The sequence below is a fragment of the Stenotrophomonas sp. SORGH_AS_0282 genome (assembly GCF_030818125.1).
GTDB lineage: Bacteria > Pseudomonadota > Gammaproteobacteria > Xanthomonadales > Xanthomonadaceae > Stenotrophomonas > Stenotrophomonas rhizophila_A.
Map to the genome: position 1 here is coordinate 4,155,362 of NZ_JAUTAB010000001.1, position 17,027 is coordinate 4,172,388.

General features: G+C 68.8%; 12 protein-coding genes and 2 pseudogenes. 8 read left to right on the plus strand and 6 right to left on the minus strand.

The features are described 5' to 3' along the window. Positions 1-97 precede the first annotated feature (97 nt). From QE395_RS18785 to QE395_RS18800, 4 genes and pseudogenes are all read right to left on the minus strand, one after another. Positions 98-1,535, minus strand: a pseudogene (locus QE395_RS18785) (efflux transporter outer membrane subunit); the annotation flags it as partial. Next, positions 1,532-2,446 carry an HlyD family secretion protein gene (locus tag QE395_RS18790; RefSeq protein WP_179197390.1) on the minus strand — a complete coding sequence of 305 codons (915 nt, stop codon included), beginning with the start codon at positions 2,444-2,446 and terminating at the stop codon, positions 1,532-1,534. The gene QE395_RS18790 and the pseudogene QE395_RS18785, both read right to left, overlap by 4 nt. Continuing rightward, positions 2,443-2,652: a DUF1656 domain-containing protein gene (locus QE395_RS18795; RefSeq protein WP_017354740.1), complete on the minus strand. Its 210-nt coding sequence runs from the start codon at positions 2,650-2,652 to the stop codon at positions 2,443-2,445. Before QE395_RS18795 ends, QE395_RS18790 begins: the two co-directional genes overlap by 4 nt. Positions 2,653-2,736: 84 nt before the next feature. Further along, entirely contained in the window at positions 2,737-3,192 is a 456-nt protein-coding gene (locus QE395_RS18800) for a MarR family transcriptional regulator (protein WP_068847958.1), read from the minus strand. A gap of 129 nt (positions 3,193-3,321) precedes the next feature. On the opposite strand from QE395_RS18800, the gene folE reads away from it, so the two are divergent. The 4 genes from folE (at position 3,322) to QE395_RS18820 (ending at position 9,567) form a co-directional block, all read left to right on the plus strand. Beyond that, entirely contained in the window at positions 3,322-3,924 is a 603-nt protein-coding gene (gene folE / locus QE395_RS18805) for a GTP cyclohydrolase I FolE (RefSeq protein ID WP_068847956.1), read from the plus strand. 94 nt (positions 3,925-4,018) lie between these two features. Continuing rightward, on the plus strand, positions 4,019-5,488 hold the full coding sequence (locus QE395_RS18810) for a DUF3375 domain-containing protein (protein WP_068847954.1): 1,470 nt from the start codon (positions 4,019-4,021) through the stop codon (positions 5,486-5,488). Then, positions 5,475-6,176, plus strand: a complete 702-nt coding sequence (locus tag QE395_RS18815; protein ID WP_068847952.1) for a DUF4194 domain-containing protein — start codon at positions 5,475-5,477, stop codon at positions 6,174-6,176. The genes QE395_RS18810 and QE395_RS18815 overlap by 14 nt, the downstream gene beginning before the upstream one ends. A gap of 19 nt (positions 6,177-6,195) precedes the next feature. Continuing rightward, positions 6,196-9,567, plus strand: coding sequence for an SbcC/MukB-like Walker B domain-containing protein (locus tag QE395_RS18820; RefSeq protein WP_306990369.1), 3,372 nt, complete (start codon positions 6,196-6,198; stop codon positions 9,565-9,567). 5 nt (positions 9,568-9,572) lie between these two features. Here the strand turns inward: QE395_RS18820 and QE395_RS18825 are convergent, their stop codons facing one another. Beyond that, the gene (locus QE395_RS18825; protein ID WP_068847948.1) at positions 9,573-10,349 is read right to left on the minus strand and encodes a TSUP family transporter; all 777 of its coding nucleotides are present in this window, start codon (positions 10,347-10,349) and stop codon (positions 9,573-9,575) included. Between the two features lie 59 nt (positions 10,350-10,408). On the opposite strand from QE395_RS18825, the pseudogene QE395_RS18830 reads away from it, so the two are divergent. The 4 genes and pseudogenes from QE395_RS18830 to QE395_RS18845 all read left to right on the plus strand — a co-directional run bounded on the left by QE395_RS18830 (position 10,409) and on the right by QE395_RS18845 (position 15,383). Beyond that, positions 10,409-10,802, plus strand: a pseudogene (locus tag QE395_RS18830) (YchJ family metal-binding protein). Positions 10,803-10,886: 84 nt separating this feature from the next. After that, positions 10,887-12,179, plus strand: coding sequence for an ergothioneine biosynthesis protein EgtB (gene egtB / locus QE395_RS18835; protein WP_306990371.1), 1,293 nt, complete (start codon positions 10,887-10,889; stop codon positions 12,177-12,179). Then, entirely contained in the window at positions 12,176-13,150 is a 975-nt protein-coding gene (gene egtD / locus QE395_RS18840; RefSeq protein WP_306990373.1) for an L-histidine N(alpha)-methyltransferase, read from the plus strand. The genes egtB and egtD overlap by 4 nt, the downstream gene beginning before the upstream one ends. Before the next feature lie 55 nt (positions 13,151-13,205). Continuing rightward, on the plus strand, positions 13,206-15,383 hold the full coding sequence (locus tag QE395_RS18845; RefSeq protein WP_306990375.1) for a lytic murein transglycosylase: 2,178 nt from the start codon (positions 13,206-13,208) through the stop codon (positions 15,381-15,383). Positions 15,384-15,396: 13 nt separating this feature from the next. Here the strand turns inward: QE395_RS18845 and QE395_RS18850 are convergent, their stop codons facing one another. After that, complete coding sequence (locus QE395_RS18850; RefSeq protein WP_249833369.1) at positions 15,397-16,590, minus strand: benzoate/H(+) symporter BenE family transporter; 1,194 nt, start codon at positions 16,588-16,590, stop codon at positions 15,397-15,399. Positions 16,591-17,027 lie beyond the last annotated feature (437 nt).

Below are 17,027 nucleotides of genomic sequence, written 5' to 3' on the forward strand. Positions count from 1 at the left end.
TGGCAGCTTGCCGACTAACAGTCGGCACTACCGTCTGTGCGCCTGTCGGCGTTGACGTCACCGTCTGTGCGCCTGTCGGCGTTGACGTTGTCGGTGCGGCGTCGGCGTTCCAGCCGCCACCGAGTACGAGGAACAGCTGGATCTGGTCGCGCGAGACCTGCGCCTGCTGCTGCGCGAGCGTGGCATCGGCCGACACCAGGGTGCGGTCGGCGTCCAGGCTGGACAGGTACGGGGTGCGCCCGCCCTGGTACAGCCGGCGGTTCTGCTCGGCGGCCAGCGCCGCCTGGGCCTGCGCCTGCTGCAGCGACTGCAGGCGCTGCAGGTCGTGTGCGTAGCGGCTGAGCGCGGTCTGGGTTTCGCGCAGCGCCTGCAGCACGCTGTGGTCGAACTCGGCCAGCGCCGCATCGGCCCCGGCCTCGGTGGCGTGGATGCGCGCGTGGGTGCCCGAGGACGGCAGCGTCCACGAGATCAGCGGGCCGAACGACCACTGCTGGGTCAGCGGCTCGCCGAAATCGGCGAGCAGGCCGGCCGCGCCCAGCGACGCGCCCAGGCGGATGTCCGGGTACAGCTCGGCGGTGGCCACGCCGATCCGCGCGGTGGCCGCAGCCAGCTTCCTTCCGTTCGGCCTGGCGGATGTCGGGGCGGCGCTGCAGCAGCGCGCGGCCATCGCCCACCGGCAGCGGCTGGGCCAGGGTCGGGGCGTGGTCGCACGCGTCCACGCCCTCGGGCAGCTGGCCCGGGGTGCGGCCGAGCAGGGCGGCCAGCTGGTATTCGGAGGCTTGGCGCTGCGCCTGCAGCGGCGGCAGTGCGGCTTCCAGCATCGCCACCTGCGCATTGGCGCGGGCCAGCTCCGGCGGCGTGCCGCGCCCGGCGCTGATCAACCGCTGGGTCACCTCGCGGCTGCGTTGCTGCAGCTGCAGGGAATGTTCGGCCACGTGCAGTTCGTGGTTGGCGTGGCAGATCTCCACGTAGCTGCCGGCGACCTGCGCCACCAGCGAGACCCGCGCCAGGTCCATCGCCGCGGCCACCGACTGCTCATCGGCCCGCGCGGCTTCGGAGGCGCGCTTGAGCTTGCCGAACAGGTCGAACTGGTAGGACACCGCGAACTTGCCGTCGGCCAGGTTGATCGGCGGCAGCTCGTGCTCGAGCAGGAACGATTCGGCCGACAGCTGCGCGCGGCTGACCCCGGCCTCGGCTTCGTATTCGAAACCACCGGCATCCAGCGCCTGCTCGTACACGGCGGCGGCGCGGCGCAGGTTGGCATCGGCCACCTTCAGTTCCACGTTGTCGCGCAGCGCCTGTTCCACCAGTCCATTTAGCGTGGCGTCCTGGTACAGCTCCCACCAGCGTGCCGGCAGCTCGGCGCCTGGTGCCACCTGCGGGTTGGCGGTGTCGATGAACGCCGCGTTGGCCTCAGGGCGCTGGAAAGCCGAACCGGCCGGTACCGCGTAATCCGGGCCGACCGTGCGGCATGCGGCCAGGCTGCTGGTCAGCGCCAGGGCGAAGGCGATGCGGTGCAGGGTCGGGCGGTTCACAGTGCCGCCCGTGCCGGTTGCGCCGGCGTGGGGGTGGGAGTGGCGGCGTCCGGCTCGATGGTGACCGTGGCGGTGCGCCCGGCGATCAGGTTCACGCCGGTGGGAATGGTGTCGATGTGGATGCGCACCGGGATGCGCTGGGCCAGCCGCACCCAGTCGAACGCCGGGGTCACGTTCGGCAGCAGGCTGGAGCCTTCGCTGCGGTAACGATCCTCGATGCCGGCGGCGATGCTCTGCACGTGGCCCTGCAGCGGCTGCGCCTCGCCCATCAGGCGGATGTCGACCTTCTGCCCGGCATGCACGCCGCGCAGGCGGGTTTCCTCGAAGTAGCCATCCACCCGGAACGAGCCGGTATCCAGTACCGCCATCACCGGGCGGCCCGCGGTAACGTAGTCGCCGGCGCGCACGGTGCGGTCGTTGACGTGGCCGTCGCTGGGGCTGCGCACCTCGGTGCGGGCCAGGTTGAGCTTGGCCAGGTCCACCGCGGCCTGCGCGGTGGCGGTGGACGCCTGCGCGGCCTGCAGCTTGGCGCGGCGCACTTCGGCGTCCTCGGCGGCCACCAGGTCCTGCAGGCTGCGGTCGCGGGCGATCTCGCGCCGCAGCTGCTCCAGCGTGGCGCGGCGTTCGCCCAGCGTGGCCTGGGCCTGTTCCAGCGCGATCTGGTAACGCGCCCGGTCCACCACGAACAGGACCTCGCCGCGCTTCACCGGCTGGTTGTCGGCCACCTTCACCGCTTCCACCAGCCCGGACACGTCCGGCGCGACCTGGACCACGTCGGCGCTGACGTGCGCATCGCGGGTCCACGGTTCGTCCATGTAGTACGACCACAGGTGGCGCAGCACCAGCAGGGCGGCAATGACGGCAACCACGGTCAGGACGACCGGGAAGGTGTGCTTGAGGATCTTGTTCACGATTGCATCCAACGCATCAGGGAAAACAACCCGCCGAGCACGATCACGTACACGGCCAGGTTGAACAGGGCGGGGTGCCAGATGTGGCGGTAGGCGCCGGTGCGCTGCAGGACCAGGCGCAGCCCGCTCTTGAGCAGGTAGGCCAGCAGCATCAGCCCGAGCAGGGTCGGGACGAACACACCATAGAGACTGAATTCACCGTACATCGGGGCAGGAAGTTCGCAGGAAAGCGGAAAGGGGAACACCACGGCGTCGCAGGACAACACCGGGAGGTGGGGCAGGGCAGCGGCTTACGTCACGCGGTCGGACGCCTCGGCCAGCAGCTTCCACAGCTTCAGCACGGTGCGCAGTTCCTCGGTGGTCAGCTCGCCGAACACGTCCTGGCGCAGGCCGATCAGCTGGCTCTCCAGCGCGCTCACCAGCGCCTCGCCCTTGTCGGTCAGCCACAGCAGGTTGGCCCGGCGGTCGCTGGCATCGCTTTCGCGGCGGACCAGTTCGCTGGCCGACAGCTTGTCCAGCAGGCGCACCAGCGAGGGGCCTTCCATGCCCAGCTGTTGGGCCAGGGTGACCTGGCGGATACCACCGCCGGCGCGGCCGATCATCAGCAGCGGCATGGTGCAGGCGGCGGAAATGCCATAGCTGCCCAACGCCTGGTCGGCCAGGCGCTGCCATTGCCGCCCTGAGTGGAGCAGGCCGGAGCTGAGCTGCATCTGCAGCTGGGTGCGTTCGTCGAGGGAGCGTTTCATGGCAGATAGATAGGATACTACTAATTTCATTCCTATCAATACCCCCGGCCCAACCGCAGCCCAACGGCCGGGGGACGCCCGGGGGCTCTGTCGGGTACGATGCTCGCCCCCCTTCGGGTGCTGTATGTAATGAGCAAACAAGACAACGACGTGACCCCGGTGACCCAGGACGAGGCCGAATCGGCCGTGCGCACCCTGCTGCGCTGGGCGGGTGAAGATCCCACCCGTGAAGGACTGCTGGACACCCCGCGGCGCGTCGCCGAAGCCTATGGCGACTGGTTCAGCGGCTACCGCGACGACCCGCGTGCCTACATGGAACGGACCTTCGAAGAGGTCGCCGGCTACGACGAACTGATCGTGCTGCGTGACATCGAGTACGAAAGCCACTGCGAACACCACATGGCGCCGATCATCGGCCGCGTGCACGTCGGTTACCTGCCGGCCGGCAAGGTGGTGGGCATCAGCAAGCTGGCCCGCGTGGTGGAGGCCTATGCCCGCCGCTTCCAGGTCCAGGAGAAGATGACCGCGCAGATCGCCCAGTGCATCCAGGACGTGCTGCAGCCGATCGGCGTGGGCGTGGTGGTGGAAGGTGCGCACGAGTGCATGACCACCCGCGGCATCCACAAGCGCGGCGTGAGCATGGTCACCTCCAAGATGCTGGGCAGCTTCCGCGAAGACGCCCGCACCCGGGCCGAGTTCCTGCGCTTCATCGAAGTGGGCGGCAAGCGCTGAGTACGCCGCGCGCCCGGCATGAGCGTGCCGGGCCGATGCCCCTCCCGCTGCGCGGCGCCTGGCCGCGCGGCGTCTATCCGGATGTCCTGGCTGCATGAAGCACCGCGAACGCATCACCCGTTACCGCACCCTGCGCGAACAGCCCCAGTGGAAGCTGCTGGCCGCTGCCAACGCCCCGGAGATCATCGGCCTGCTGCAGAGCCTGCTGATGGACGGCGAGCGCACCCTGCCGGCGGCAGCGCTGCACGAGCGCCTGCAGCGCGCGCTGGACCAGCTCAATGGCGAAGAACTGTCGCGCGAGCTGCCGCGCACCGCCCAGGCCTACATCGCCCACTGGCTGGCCCAGGGCTGGCTGGAGCGGCGCCTGCCCGAGGGCGCCGACCAGGAGCAGTACGAACTGTCCACCCAGGCGCTGCAGGCGATCCGTTTCGCCGACAGCCTGGAGCAGACGCGCGTGGCGGCCACCGAAAGCCGGTTGGCACTGGTCATCGAGCAGCTCTCGCAGCTGGCCGCGCAGACCGAGTCCGATCCGGACGCGCGCCTGTCGGCGCTGCGCGACGAGCGCGACCGCATCGACGCGGAGATCGCGCGGGTCGGGGTTGGCCGCGTGGCGACCCTGGATGGCAAGCGCGCGCTGGAACGGGCGCGCCAGATCATCGGCCTGGCCGACGATCTCACCGAAGACTTCCGCCGTGTCCGCGACGACTTCGAACGGCTCAACCGCGAGTTCCGCGAACGCATCATTGACGACGAGAGCGAACGCGGCGACGTGCTGTCGCGGCTGTTCGAGGGCGTCGATGTGATCGGCGACAGCGACGCCGGACGCAGCTTCCAGGCGTTCTGGCGGCTGCTCAACGATGCCGAACAGAGCGCCCAGCTGGATGCGGCGCTGGAGACCGTGCTCGCGCGCGGCTTTGCCCGCAAGCTGGACCGTGACGAGCGCGCCTTCCTGCGCGGCTTCACCGGCACCATGCTCGACCGCGGCGGCCAGGTCCACGATGTCCTGCAGCACTTCGCGCGCAGCCTGCGCGGCTTCGTGCAGAGCCGTGGGTATCTTGAGCAGCGCCGGCTCAACCAGCTGCTCAAGCAGGCGCAGTCCGAAGCACTGGCGCTGCGCGATGAATTCACCGCCCAGCGGCCGATCGGCCGCGACCTGCAGCTGACCACCAGCCGCCTGCGCTCGTGGTCGCAGTGGAAACTGCATGACCCGCGCAGCGCCCACGTCGATGGCAGCGTACAGCGCAACGATGCCGCCAGCATTTCGCTGGAAAGCGTTGGCGACCTGGTGGCTTCGTCGGAAATCGACTTCCGCACCCTGCGCCGCGACCTGCACGACCTGCTGGCCATCCAACCGAAGCTGAGCATTGCCCAGGCCCTGTCGCAGCGCGACGCGCCGCAGGGGTTGGGCAGCGTGATCGGCTACCTGTCGCTGGGCACGCGCCACGGCACGGTGGTGGAAGGCGAACAGGAAACCGCGCATTGGCGTGGCGGCGATGGACAGTGGCGGCGGGCCCGTATCCCGTTGGTTTGGTTCACCCAGGAGAAACGCCATGAGCTGGCATGAAGATTCCAACGACGCCACCCTGATCGACGGTGACGCACCCGACCTCGACGCAGAGCCGGTGGTGGTCACGCCGCTGCCGCGGCGGAACAACGACGTCTACTACCTGGGCGACACCGGCCGGCTGCCGCTGGATGGGCGCCGCGCGCTGTGCCAGCTGCTGATCGGCCCCAGCATCGACCAGCTGCGCCATCCCAAGCTGTGGCCGGCGCTGATCCGCAGTGAAGCGGCCATCCGCTCCTCGCTGGCCGACCTGTTCCTGGAACTGGTGCTGGACCGCGACAGTGGCGTGGCCTTCACCCGCCAGGCCGACACCGAAGACGTCGAAGCGCCGGTGCTGCTGCGCAGTTCGCCGTTGACCTTCATCGATTCGGTGCTGCTGCTGTACCTGCGCCAGCAGCTGGCCGAGGCCGACGCGCGTGGCAATCGCGCGGTCGTGGCCGACACCGAGATGGCCGAAGCGCTGGCGATCTACGAGAAGAACCTCTCCACCGACCGCGCCGGGTTCAACCGTCGCGTCGCGGCGGCGGTGCAGAAGATGAAAGAGAACCACATCCTGACCCGCCTGGCGGGCCAGGAAGACCGGCACGAAGTATCGCCCGCACTGAAGCTGCTGTTCTCCGCCGAAGACGTGTCCGCACTTTCGTCGGTGTACCGCCAGTTGCGCGAAACCCCTGCTGCCAAAGCCTGAACGGAACGACCGATAACGCATGGCCATCTCCAAGAACACTCCTGCCCTGTTCACCGAAGGGCTGCCGGACCCGCGCCAGCAGCAGTTCCGCATGCGCCGGCTGCAGGTGCACAACTGGGGCACCTTCAACGGCCTGACCGAAGTTCCGATCGCCGAGCGCGGCTTCCTGTTCGTCGGCCGTTCCGGTTCGGGCAAGTCGACCCTGCTCGATGCCATGTCGGCAATGCTGGTGCCGCCGTCGATCGTGGACTTCAACGCCGCCGCCCGCGAAGCCGAACGCAGCGGCCGCGACCGCAACCTGGTCTCCTACGTGCGTGGCGCGTGGGCGGACCAGCAGGACCGGGGCACCGGCGAAATTGCCACCCAATACCTGCGCAAGGGCGCCACCTGGACCGCGCTGGTGCTGGAGTACCGCGCCGGCGATGGTCGCGTGGTGAGCCTGGTGCGGCTGTTCTGGATCGCCGGCAACGGCGCGGCTGCCGCCGACGTCCGCAAGCATTACCTGATCGCCGAGCGCCCGTTCGATATCGCCAAGGACCTCGGCGGCTTCGACCTGGACCTGCGCAAGCTCAAGCAGCGGCTGGGCGATGTACACCACTTCGACAGCTTCACCGGCTACGCCGAGCGCTTCCGGCACCTGCTGGGCATCGACAATGAAATGGCGCTGCGCCTGCTGCACAAGACGCAGTCGGCCAAGAACCTGGGCGACCTGAACGTCTTCCTGCGCGACTTCATGCTGGATACGCCGCGCACCTTCGATGCCGCCGAACGGCTGGTCAGCGACTTCGCCGAACTGGATGGCGCGCACAAGTCGGTGGTCACCGCCCGCCTGCAGGTGGAAACCCTGCTGCCGGCGCGCGCGCTGCATGCCGAACTGAAGGCGATGAACCTGCAGCGTGCCGACGAGGAGACGCTGAAGCTGGGCCTGGACAGTTTCCGCGAGTCGCGCCTGCAGCTGCTGCTCGAGAAGCGGCTGCAGGAAATCGATGTGCGCAACCGCGGGCTGCAGGGTGAAGAAACCCAGCGCCGGCAGGCCCTGGCCAACCATGAGGAGCACCTGGCCGAGCTGGAGCTGCAGCGTCGCCAGCAGGGCGGCGAGCGCATCGAGGAACTCGAACGCGAACAGGGCCGGGCCCAGGCCGAACTGGACCGCCGCCAGTCCAAGCGCGAGCAGGCCCGCCAGGCCGCCGCCAGGCTGCAGAACGAACTTCCCGATGACGCCCACGGCTTCGCTGCGCTGGTTGCGCGCGCGCAGGGCGAACTCGACAACCGCCAGCAGGCTGCCGCAGCCCTGGATGACGCCATCTCCGAGCGCCAGGCTGGCAAGCAGGACGATACCCGCCGTTTCGCCGATGTCCGCGCGGAACTGGAGGCCATGGAGCGCAATCCTTCCAGCATTCCCGCGCCGCTGCAGAAGCTGCGCAGCCGGATGTCCGAAGAAACCGGCGTGCCCGAGGCCGCACTGCCGTTCGTGGGCGAGCTGATCCAGGTCCACGAGGACCAGAGTGCCTGGCAGGGGGCGATCGAGCGCGTGCTGTTCGGCTTTGCACAGTCGCTGCTGGTCGAAGACAAGCACTACAACGAGATCAACGCTTGGGTGAATCGCACCCAGCTGGGCATGCGCCTGACCTACTACCGGGTCCGCCGCAACGACGACGCGATCGCACGCTCGCCGTCCGCGCGCTCGCTGCTGCACAAGCTGGAGCTGCGCGACAGCGTGTTCGAGCCATGGCTGCGCCGCGAGCTGGGCAAACGCTTCGACTATGAGTGCGTCGATGCCAGGCAGTTGCGCGATGTCGAACGCGGCATTTCGCGCGAAGGCCAGGTCAAGCATCCCGGCGACCGGTTCGAGAAGGATGACCGCAGCGCGATCGGCGATCGCCGTCGCTGGCTGCTGGGCTTCAACAACCAGGAAAAGCTGGCGCTGTTCCGCCGCGAAGCGCAGGAACTGGCGCAACGCATTGCGGCCTGCGACGAGGATGTCGTGCGCCTGCGCGGCCAGCGTGACCTCGACAACGAGCGTCGGATGGCCTGCCACCAGCTGGTGAACGTGGCGTGGGAGGAGGTCGACGTCGCCACCGCGCTGCAACGCCTGCAGGACATCGGAACGGCACTGCGCGAACTGCGCGAAGGCAATACCGACCTGGCCCGCCTGGCCGAGCAGATCGACCAGGCCCGTGCGGACATCGTGCAGGCACGACGTACCTACGAAGACACCCGGGTCGAGCTCATCCAGCTCTCGCGCGAACGCGACAAGCTCGATGCCCAGCGCCAGCGCAGCCGCGCCCTGGTGCTGCCGGCGCTGGGCGCCACCCAGGAAGCCGGGCTCAAGAAGCGCCTGGATCTGCTCGGCGGGCTCAGCCTGGAAACGCTGGAAGCGCACATGCGCGAGATCAGCAAGGGCATCAACGAAAGCCTGGCTTCGTCCCAGCAGGACGTGCACCGGGTCGAGACCCAGCTGGTGGGCTGCTTCCGGCGCTTCGCGCAGGCGTGGCCGGAGGAGTCCGGTGATTTCACCGCCTCGGTGGCTTCCGCGGAGGATTACCTGGCGCGCCTGGCGCGGCTGGAACGCGACGGCCTGCCGCAGCACGAGGAGCGCTTCTTCGACCTGCTGCAGAACCAGAGCAAGAACAACCTGCTCGCCCTGCAGCGGCACAGCGCCGAAGCGCGCAAGTCGATCGGCCAGCGCCTGGACGAGGTCAATGCATCGCTGGAGCAGGTGCCGTTCAACCGCGGCACCCTGCTGACCATCGAGCTCAGCGACCGGCGTCTGCCGGAAGTGCTCGAGTTCCACCAGCACCTGCGCGAAGTGCTGTCGCATCACCAGACCGAAGAGCGCGACGTCGCCGAGACCCAGTTCGCCGTGCTGCGCGAGCTGGTCAAGCGGCTGGGCTCGCAGGAAGGCGAGGACAAGCGCTGGCGCGAGAACGTGCTCGACGTACGCCTGCATGTGGAGTTCATCGGCGTGGAACTGGACGCCGCCACCCGCCAGCAGGTCGAGATCTACCGCAGCGGCGCCGGCAAGTCCGGTGGCCAGCGCCAGAAGCTGGCCACCACCTGCCTGGCGGCGGCGCTGCGCTACCAGCTCGGCGGCGCCGACAGCCAGCTGCCCAGCTACGCCGCCGTGGTGCTGGACGAAGCGTTCGACAAGGCCGACAACGAGTTCACCGCCCTGGCGATGAACATCTTCGAGAACTTCGGCTTCCAGATGGTGGTGGCCACCCCGCTGAAATCGGTGATGACGCTGGAGCCTTTCATCGGCGGCGCCTGTTTCGTCGAGATCAGCGGCCGCCACGACTCCGGCGTGCTGTTGATCGAGTACGACGAAGAAGGCAAGCGGCTCAAGCTTCCCGAGCGCACCCGCAGCGCGGCCGGGCAGGTCGAGGACTGACCTGCCTAGCCGGCGAACGTGTCCCAGCCCATCCGGGCGATCAGCACCACCACCAGGCCCACGAACAGCTTGCGGATGAACGGCGTGCCGCCGCGCAGCGCAAGCCGGGTCCCGACCACCGAACCGACGATGTTGGCGGTGGCCATCGGGATGGCGAACAGCCACAGGATGTTGCCGGTCGGCACGAAGAACGAGATCGCGGCCACGTTGGTGGCCAGGTTGACCACTTTCGAGGCGGCCGAGGCGCGCAGGAAATCCAGCCCGAAGAAGCGCACGAACAGGAAGATCAGGAAGCTGCCGGTGCCCGGCCCGAAGAAGCCGTCGTAGAAGCCGATCACCGCGCCGATCGCCAGCGCCGTGGCAAGTTCCTTGCGGCCGATCTCGCGCGGCCGGTGCAGGGCGCCGAAGTCCTTCTTCCACAGCGTGTAGCCCAGCATCGCCACCAGCAGCACCAGCACCAGCGGGCGCACCGCGTCCTTGGGCAGCAGGCTCACCGCCGTGGCCCCGGCAAACGAGAACACGAAGGCCGTGGCGGCCGCGAACAGTACCGGTCGCCAGGGGAAGCGCACATTGCGCGCGTAGCGGAATGCCGCTGCGGCGGTGCCGAACATCGAACTGAACTTGTTGGTACCAAACAGCATTGCCGGAGTGTGCTGCGGCAGCACCGTGAACAGTCCGGGCAACTGCACCAGCCCACCACCACCCACGGCGGCATCGACCAGGCCGGCGATGAAGGCGATCGCCACCAACCACAACAGTTCAGGGGGAACCAGCTCGAACACGGCAGCGCATCACGGCGGAAAGCGCGCCAGCATACGCCTCCCCGCGGCACAATACGCCCATGACCCCTGCCGATCCCTGTCCCTGCGGCCGCCCCGTCGCCTACGCCGCCTGCTGCGGCCGCTTCCACGCCGGTGACGCCGCGCCCGATGCCGAGGCGTTGATGCGCTCGCGCTACAGCGCCTATGTGAAGCAGCTGCCCGCATACCTTCTGGCCAGCTGGCACCCCGATACCCGCCCGGAAACCCTGTCGCTGGACGAGCCGGCCGGCCGGGCAGCGCACGCACTGGTTGGGTCTGACCGTGCACGAACAGACCCTGCAGGATGCCGACCACGCCCAGGTGCGTTTCACCGCGCGCTACCGGATCGGCGGCGGCAGCGCGGTGAAGATGCAGGAGCACAGCCGCTTCGTGCGCCTCGATGGGCGCTGGCTCTATCTCGACGCGCTGCCCTGATCGCCTATTCAACTTGAACGGCGTAACACCGCGTACGCCGCGCCATGACATCGCGCTCACCCATGCTCGCCGATCCTTCGTGCGATGAACGCCGTCGTTGCCCCGCCTCCTACCGCCGTCACCGCTGCCAGCGCACTGGCGGCCCAGTTCGCCCGGGTACGCGCCCGCAGCGTGGCCCTGGCTGCACCGCTCAGCGCCGAAGATGCGATGGTGCAGAGCATGCCCGATGCCAGCCCGAGCAAATGGCACCTGGCCCATACCACGTGGTTCTTCGAGCGCTTCGTGCTGGCGACCCAGCCGGACTACGTCGCGTTCGACGCCGATTGGCATTACCTGTTCAACAGCTACTACCAGAGCATCGGCCCGGCCCATGCGCGGCCGCAGCGCGGCCTGCTGTCGCGGCCCTCACTGGACGAGGTGCTGCGCTTCCGCAGCCTGGTCGACCAGCGCGTGCTGGCGGCGCTGCAGGCGGATGCACTGGATGAGCAGGCCACCCGCCAGCTGGTGCTGGGCCTGCACCACGAGCAGCAACACCAGGAGCTGCTGCTCACCGACATCAAGCACGCGCTGTGGAGCAACCCGCTGCAGCCGGCCTACCGCGACGACCTGCCGCGCAGCACCGGCACCGCCTCGCCGCTGGCGTGGATCCACAGCCCGGAACAGATCGTGGAGATCGGCGCGCCCGCGTGGCCGGCGCATGCCGCCTTCGCCTATGACAACGAATCGCCGGTGCACCGCGTGCTGGTGCCTGCCCATGCGCTGGCCAACCGCCCGGTCAGCAACAGCGAGTTCCGCCGCTTCGTCGAAGCCGGGGGCTACCGAGAACCCGCCCATTGGATGAGCGAGGGCTGGAGCCTGTGCCAGCAGGAACACTGGCAGCACCCGCTGTACTGGGATGACGCACTGGCGCGCGAGTTCACCCTGGCGGGCTGGCGCGCGCTCGACCCCGATGCACCGGTCTGCCACCTCAGCTACTTCGAAGCCGACGCCTACGCCCGTTGGGCCGGTGCGCGCCTGCCCACCGAGTTCGAATGGGAAGCGGCCGCCGCCGGACAGGCGCCGCAGGGCAACTTCGCCGACAGCGGGCGCCTGCATCCGGCCGCGACCGACCAGGGCAGCGCGCACGCACGCCACCTGCAGCTGTTCGGCGATGTCTGGGAGTGGACCAGCAGTGCCTACGGGGCCTATCCCGGTTTCCGTACCTTCGAAGGCAACCTCGGCGAATACAACGGCAAGTTCATGTGCGGGCAGTGGGTACTGCGTGGCGGCAGCTGCGCCACCCCGGCCGACCACATCCGTCCAAGCTACCGCAATTTCTTCGCACCGTCGGCGCGCTGGCAGTTCGCCGGCCTGCGCCTGGCCAAGGATGCCGCATGAGCACTGTCAGTGATGCCCTGGATGCGTTGACCGACCTGCAGCCGGATAGCGCGCGGATCACCGCCGATATCCTGCACGGCCTGTCGCAGCGCCCGCGCCAGTTGCCTTCCAAGTATTTCTACGATGCACGCGGATCGCAGTTGTTCGAACAGATCACCCGCCAGCCGGAGTACTACCCCACGCGCACCGAGCTGCAGCTGCTGCAGCAGGTCAGCGCCGAGGTCGCCCGCGCCGTGGGGCCGCACCTGCACGTGGTGGAACTGGGCAGTGGCAGCGGTCGCAAGACCGAGCTGCTGCTGCATGCCTTGGCAGATCCGGTGGCCTACACCCCCATCGAGATCTCGCGCGCGGCGCTGCTCGACAGCGTGGCACGCCTGGCCGAAGCGCTGCCGGAGATCGAGATGCTGCCGGTCTGCGCTGACTTCACCCGCGCCGTAACGCTGCCCGAACCGCAGCGCGAACCGGCACGCCGGCTGCTGTTCTTCCCCGGCTCCACGCTCGGCAACTTCGCCCATGACGATGCCGTGGCGCTGCTCGATGCCATGCGCCAGACCATGGGCCCCACCGGGCTGGCGCTGATCGGCATCGACCTGCACAAGGACCCGGCACTGATCGAAGCGGCCTACAACGATGCGGCCGGGGTCACGGCGGCGTTCACCCTCAACCTGCTGCGCCGGCTCAACCGAGAGATCGGCAGCGACTTCGACCTGGACGGCTTCGAGCACCGCGCGCGTTACAGCGTGCCGCGCCTGCGCATTGAAACCGAGCTGGTCAGCCGTTGCGCACAGCGGGTGCACGTGGCCGGCCGCGCGTTCGATTTCGCCGAGGGGGAAGCGATGACGGTGGAATACAGCCACAAGTACACCGACGCCGCCTTCGGCGCGCTGATCGCCGAGGCCGGCCTGCGCGTGCGCATGCAGTGGAATGCCGATGCCCCCGCCTTCGGCCTGCGGTTGCTGGAACGGGCCTGAACCGCGTGGGTTGCCGCTATCATGCGGTAACACTTGGCTGCAGGGATTCACGCCAATGAGGTTTACCACCGTCGGCTTGCTGGGCGCGCTGTGCCTGGCCAGCGCCCCGGCCGCTGCCGCGCCGCAGGACGATTTCGACCGCTGCCTGGCCACGTTGCAGCCGCAGGCGCTCAAGCAGGGCGTCAGCGCGGCCGGGTTCACCCGGCTCACCGCCGGCCTCACCCCGGACCTGAGCGTGCTGCCGCTGCTGGATGCGCAGCCGGAGTTCACCACGCCGTTGTGGGATTACCTGGCCGCCCTGGTCGATACCCAACGCGTCGACGACGGCCGCGCCCGCCTGGACGAGCACCGCGCCCTGCTCGCCCGCGTATCCGCGCAGTACGGCGTGGATCCGGCCACCATCGTCGCGGTCTGGGGCGTGGAGAGCGATTACGGCCGCGTCTTCGGCAAGCGCCCGCTGCTGCAGTCGCTGGCCACCCTGTCCTGCAACGGCCGCCGCCAGCCGTTCTTCCGCGGCGAGCTGCTGGCCCTGCTCAAGCTGCTCGACGCCGGTGATCTGAGTGCCGATGGCCTGACCGGCTCCTGGGCCGGCGCCTTCGGCCACACCCAGTTCATGCCCTCCACCTATGCGCGTATCGCGGTGGACGGCGATGGCGATGGCCGCCGCGACCTGGTCGCCAGCATTCCCGACGCGCTGGCTTCCACCGCCAACTATCTCAAGCAGGCCGGCTGGCGCACCGGCCAGCCGTGGGGCATCGAAGTAAAGATCCCTGCGGGCTTCAATCCCAGCCTGGCCGGGCGCACCCAGCGCAAGCCGCTCGCGGCCTGGCGGGCATTGGGCATTGCCCCCATCGGTGGGGGCGCGCTCGCGCCTGCGGGACTGCCCGAGGATGCCAATGCCGCCCTGCTGCTGCCCACCGGCGCCAAGGGCCCGGCCTGGCTGGTGTTCCGCAACTACGATGCGATCTACGCCTACAACGCCGCGGAGAGCTACGCCCTGGCCATCGCCACCCTGGCCGACCGCCTGCGCGGCGGGCCCGGCATCGTGGCGGCCTGGCCCACCGACGATCCCGGCATTGGCCGTACTGAACGCCGCGAGCTGCAGACCCTGCTGCTGGCACGCGGCCACGATATCGGTGCCGCCGATGGCATGGTCGGCACTGCCACGCGGCGTGCCATCCAGACCGAACAGCAGGCGCTGGGCTGGCCCAATCCGGACGGCCGCGCCGGCCAACGCATCCTCACCGCGCTGCGCAGCGCACCCCCTCTACCCAAGCCCACTACCGCCATGCCCGACACCACCGCGTTCTCCCTGCCGCCCAACCACGCCCGCCTCGTGCAGTCGCCGGCTGCCCCCGGCGCCGCGCTGCCGAAGCTGGAGGGCCTGAGCATCGTCGACATTCAGGGCTTCCCGGCCTGGAAGGTGGAAACCCCGCTGGCCACTGCCGCGATCTCCGTGTTTGGCGGGCAGCTGCTGTCCTTCATTCCCAAGGGCGGCCAGGACGTGCTGTGGCTGTCGCCCACCGCGCAGGCGCTGCCCACCCCCATCCGCGGCGGCAGCCCGGTGTGCTGGCCGTACTTCGGCAAACAGGGGCAGGGCAGTGACGTGCCCTCGCATGGCTTCGTGCGCAACGTGCCATGGACCCTGCAGAGCGCGCAGCGCGAAACCGATGGCACCGTGGTGCTGACCCTCGCCCCGCCGGCGCTGGACACCCTCGACCTGCGCCTGAGCATGCAGCTGCGGATCGGCCGCACCCTCGAACAGCGCCTGGTCACCGAGAACACCGGCCGCCAGCCGGTCACCTTCACCCAGGCCCTGCACAACTACTTCAAGGTCAGCGACGCCATGCAGGTCAGCGTGTCCGGGCTGGATGGCCTGACCTACCTGGACAAGTTCGAGAACTACGCCACCCCGCGCACCCAACAGGGCGACTGGTCGCTCAACGACCCGCGTGACCCCGGCCGCAGCGACCGCATCTATACCCAGGCCGGTGGACGCTACGTGCTGAAGGACCCGGGGCTGAAGCGCAGCATCGAGATCAGTACCCAGGGCAGTCGCTCGCTGGTGGCCTGGAACCCCGGCCAGGCAGGTGCGGCGAAGATGGCCGACGTCGGCGCCGGCTGGAAGCACTATGTGTGCCTGGAGGCGGCCAACGCCGGCCCGGACGTGGTCACCCTGGCCCCGGGCGCGCGCCACAGCCTGGTGCAGACCCTCCGCGTCCTGCCCCAGTAAGCGCGGCCTGCGCTCAGGGCAGGGCGGGACCGCGCTGCCGCAAGGCGACCAGGCAGATGCCGCCGGCCACCAGGCCCCAGAAGGCAGAGCCGATCCCGCCCAGCGACAGGCCCGAGGCGGTCACCAGGAAGGTGACCAGTGCGGCCTCGCGGTCGCTTTCCTCGCGCAGGGCCATGGCCAGGCTGTTGGCGATAGTGCCGAACAAGGCGATGCCGGCGACGCAGGCCACCAGTTCCTTGGGGAAGGCGGCGAATACCGCGGCCACCGTCGCGCCGAACAGGCCCACCACGATGTAGAAGGCACCGGCGGCCACGGCGGCGGTGTAACGTCGGGCCGGATCCTCGTGCGCTTCGCGTCCCATGCAGATGGCCGCCGTGATCGCCGCGAGGTTGAGGCCGTAGGCGCCGAACGGGGCCAACACCGTGTTGGCCACGCCGATCCAGCCGATGACGGGGGAGATCGGGGTGTCGTAGCCGGACGCACGGATCACGGCGACCCCGGGAATGTTCTGCGAGGCCATGGTGACCACGAACAGGGGCAGGGCGATGCCGAACACCGCCGGCCACGACAGGGTGGGCCAGGTGAACACCGGGGTGGCCAGTTCCAACCGCAGCTGTCCGGCATGCAGCAGGCCCTGTGCGGCGGCAACGCCCACGCCCACCAGCAGGGTGGCAATCACCGCGTAGCGGGGGAAAAGCCGGCGCCCGACCAGCCAGGTCGCGAACATCGCCAGCGCCATGCCCAGCTGCGTGCCCATGGAGACGAACACCTCCAGCCCGAAGCGAAGCAGTACGCCGGCCAGCATGCCGGCGGCCAACGCCATCGGCACGCGGCGCATGACCTTGGCGAACACACCGGAGAAGCCGGCCAGCATCCCCAGCACCGCCGCCAGTACGAATGCCCCGATGGCATCGCTGTAGGCCACCGCGCCGGTGCCTACCACCAGCATCGCGGCACCGGGGGTCGACCATGCAGTGACCACGGGAACGCGGTAGCGCAGCGAAAGCCCGATGCAGGTCACGCCCATGCCCAGGCCCAACGCCCACATCCACGATGCGATCTGCGCCTGCGTTGCACCGACCGCCTGTGCGGCCTGGAACACGATCACCGCGGAACTGGCAAAGCCCACCAGCACCGTAATGAAGCCTGCGACCACGGCGGGCAATGAGAGATCGCGCAACAACGAACGCTTGGCAACCGCAGACATGACGCATGCTTCCCTGACGACAAGAAGCTGCATTGTTGGCAGCCCTGCGCAGCACGCGCAACGCGCGTGCTGCGCATCGCCGTTGGCGCTGTGCCCACACACGGCAGGTACCGGGCGTTGGTCGGTACGAATTGAAAAAAGCGCTTGACGAATTTCGAGAAGTCTTTAGTATTCGCTCCCTCGCTGCGACGCGGTCTTCACCCCGGTGAACACCAAGCCAAAGCGGCGACAACATCCTTCGAAACAAGGTGTTGACGGAAACGAAAAGCCTGACATAATAGGCGGCTCGCTTCGACGAAAAGACCTCCGGGTCGCACGACGAAGCAGCATCGGCAACAACGTCCACTTCGGTGAGACGGCCCTCGAAAAAGGGTGTTGACGAAGCGGAAAAGCCGGCTATAATGGGCGGCTCGCAACGACGGAAACGTCGGGGCAAG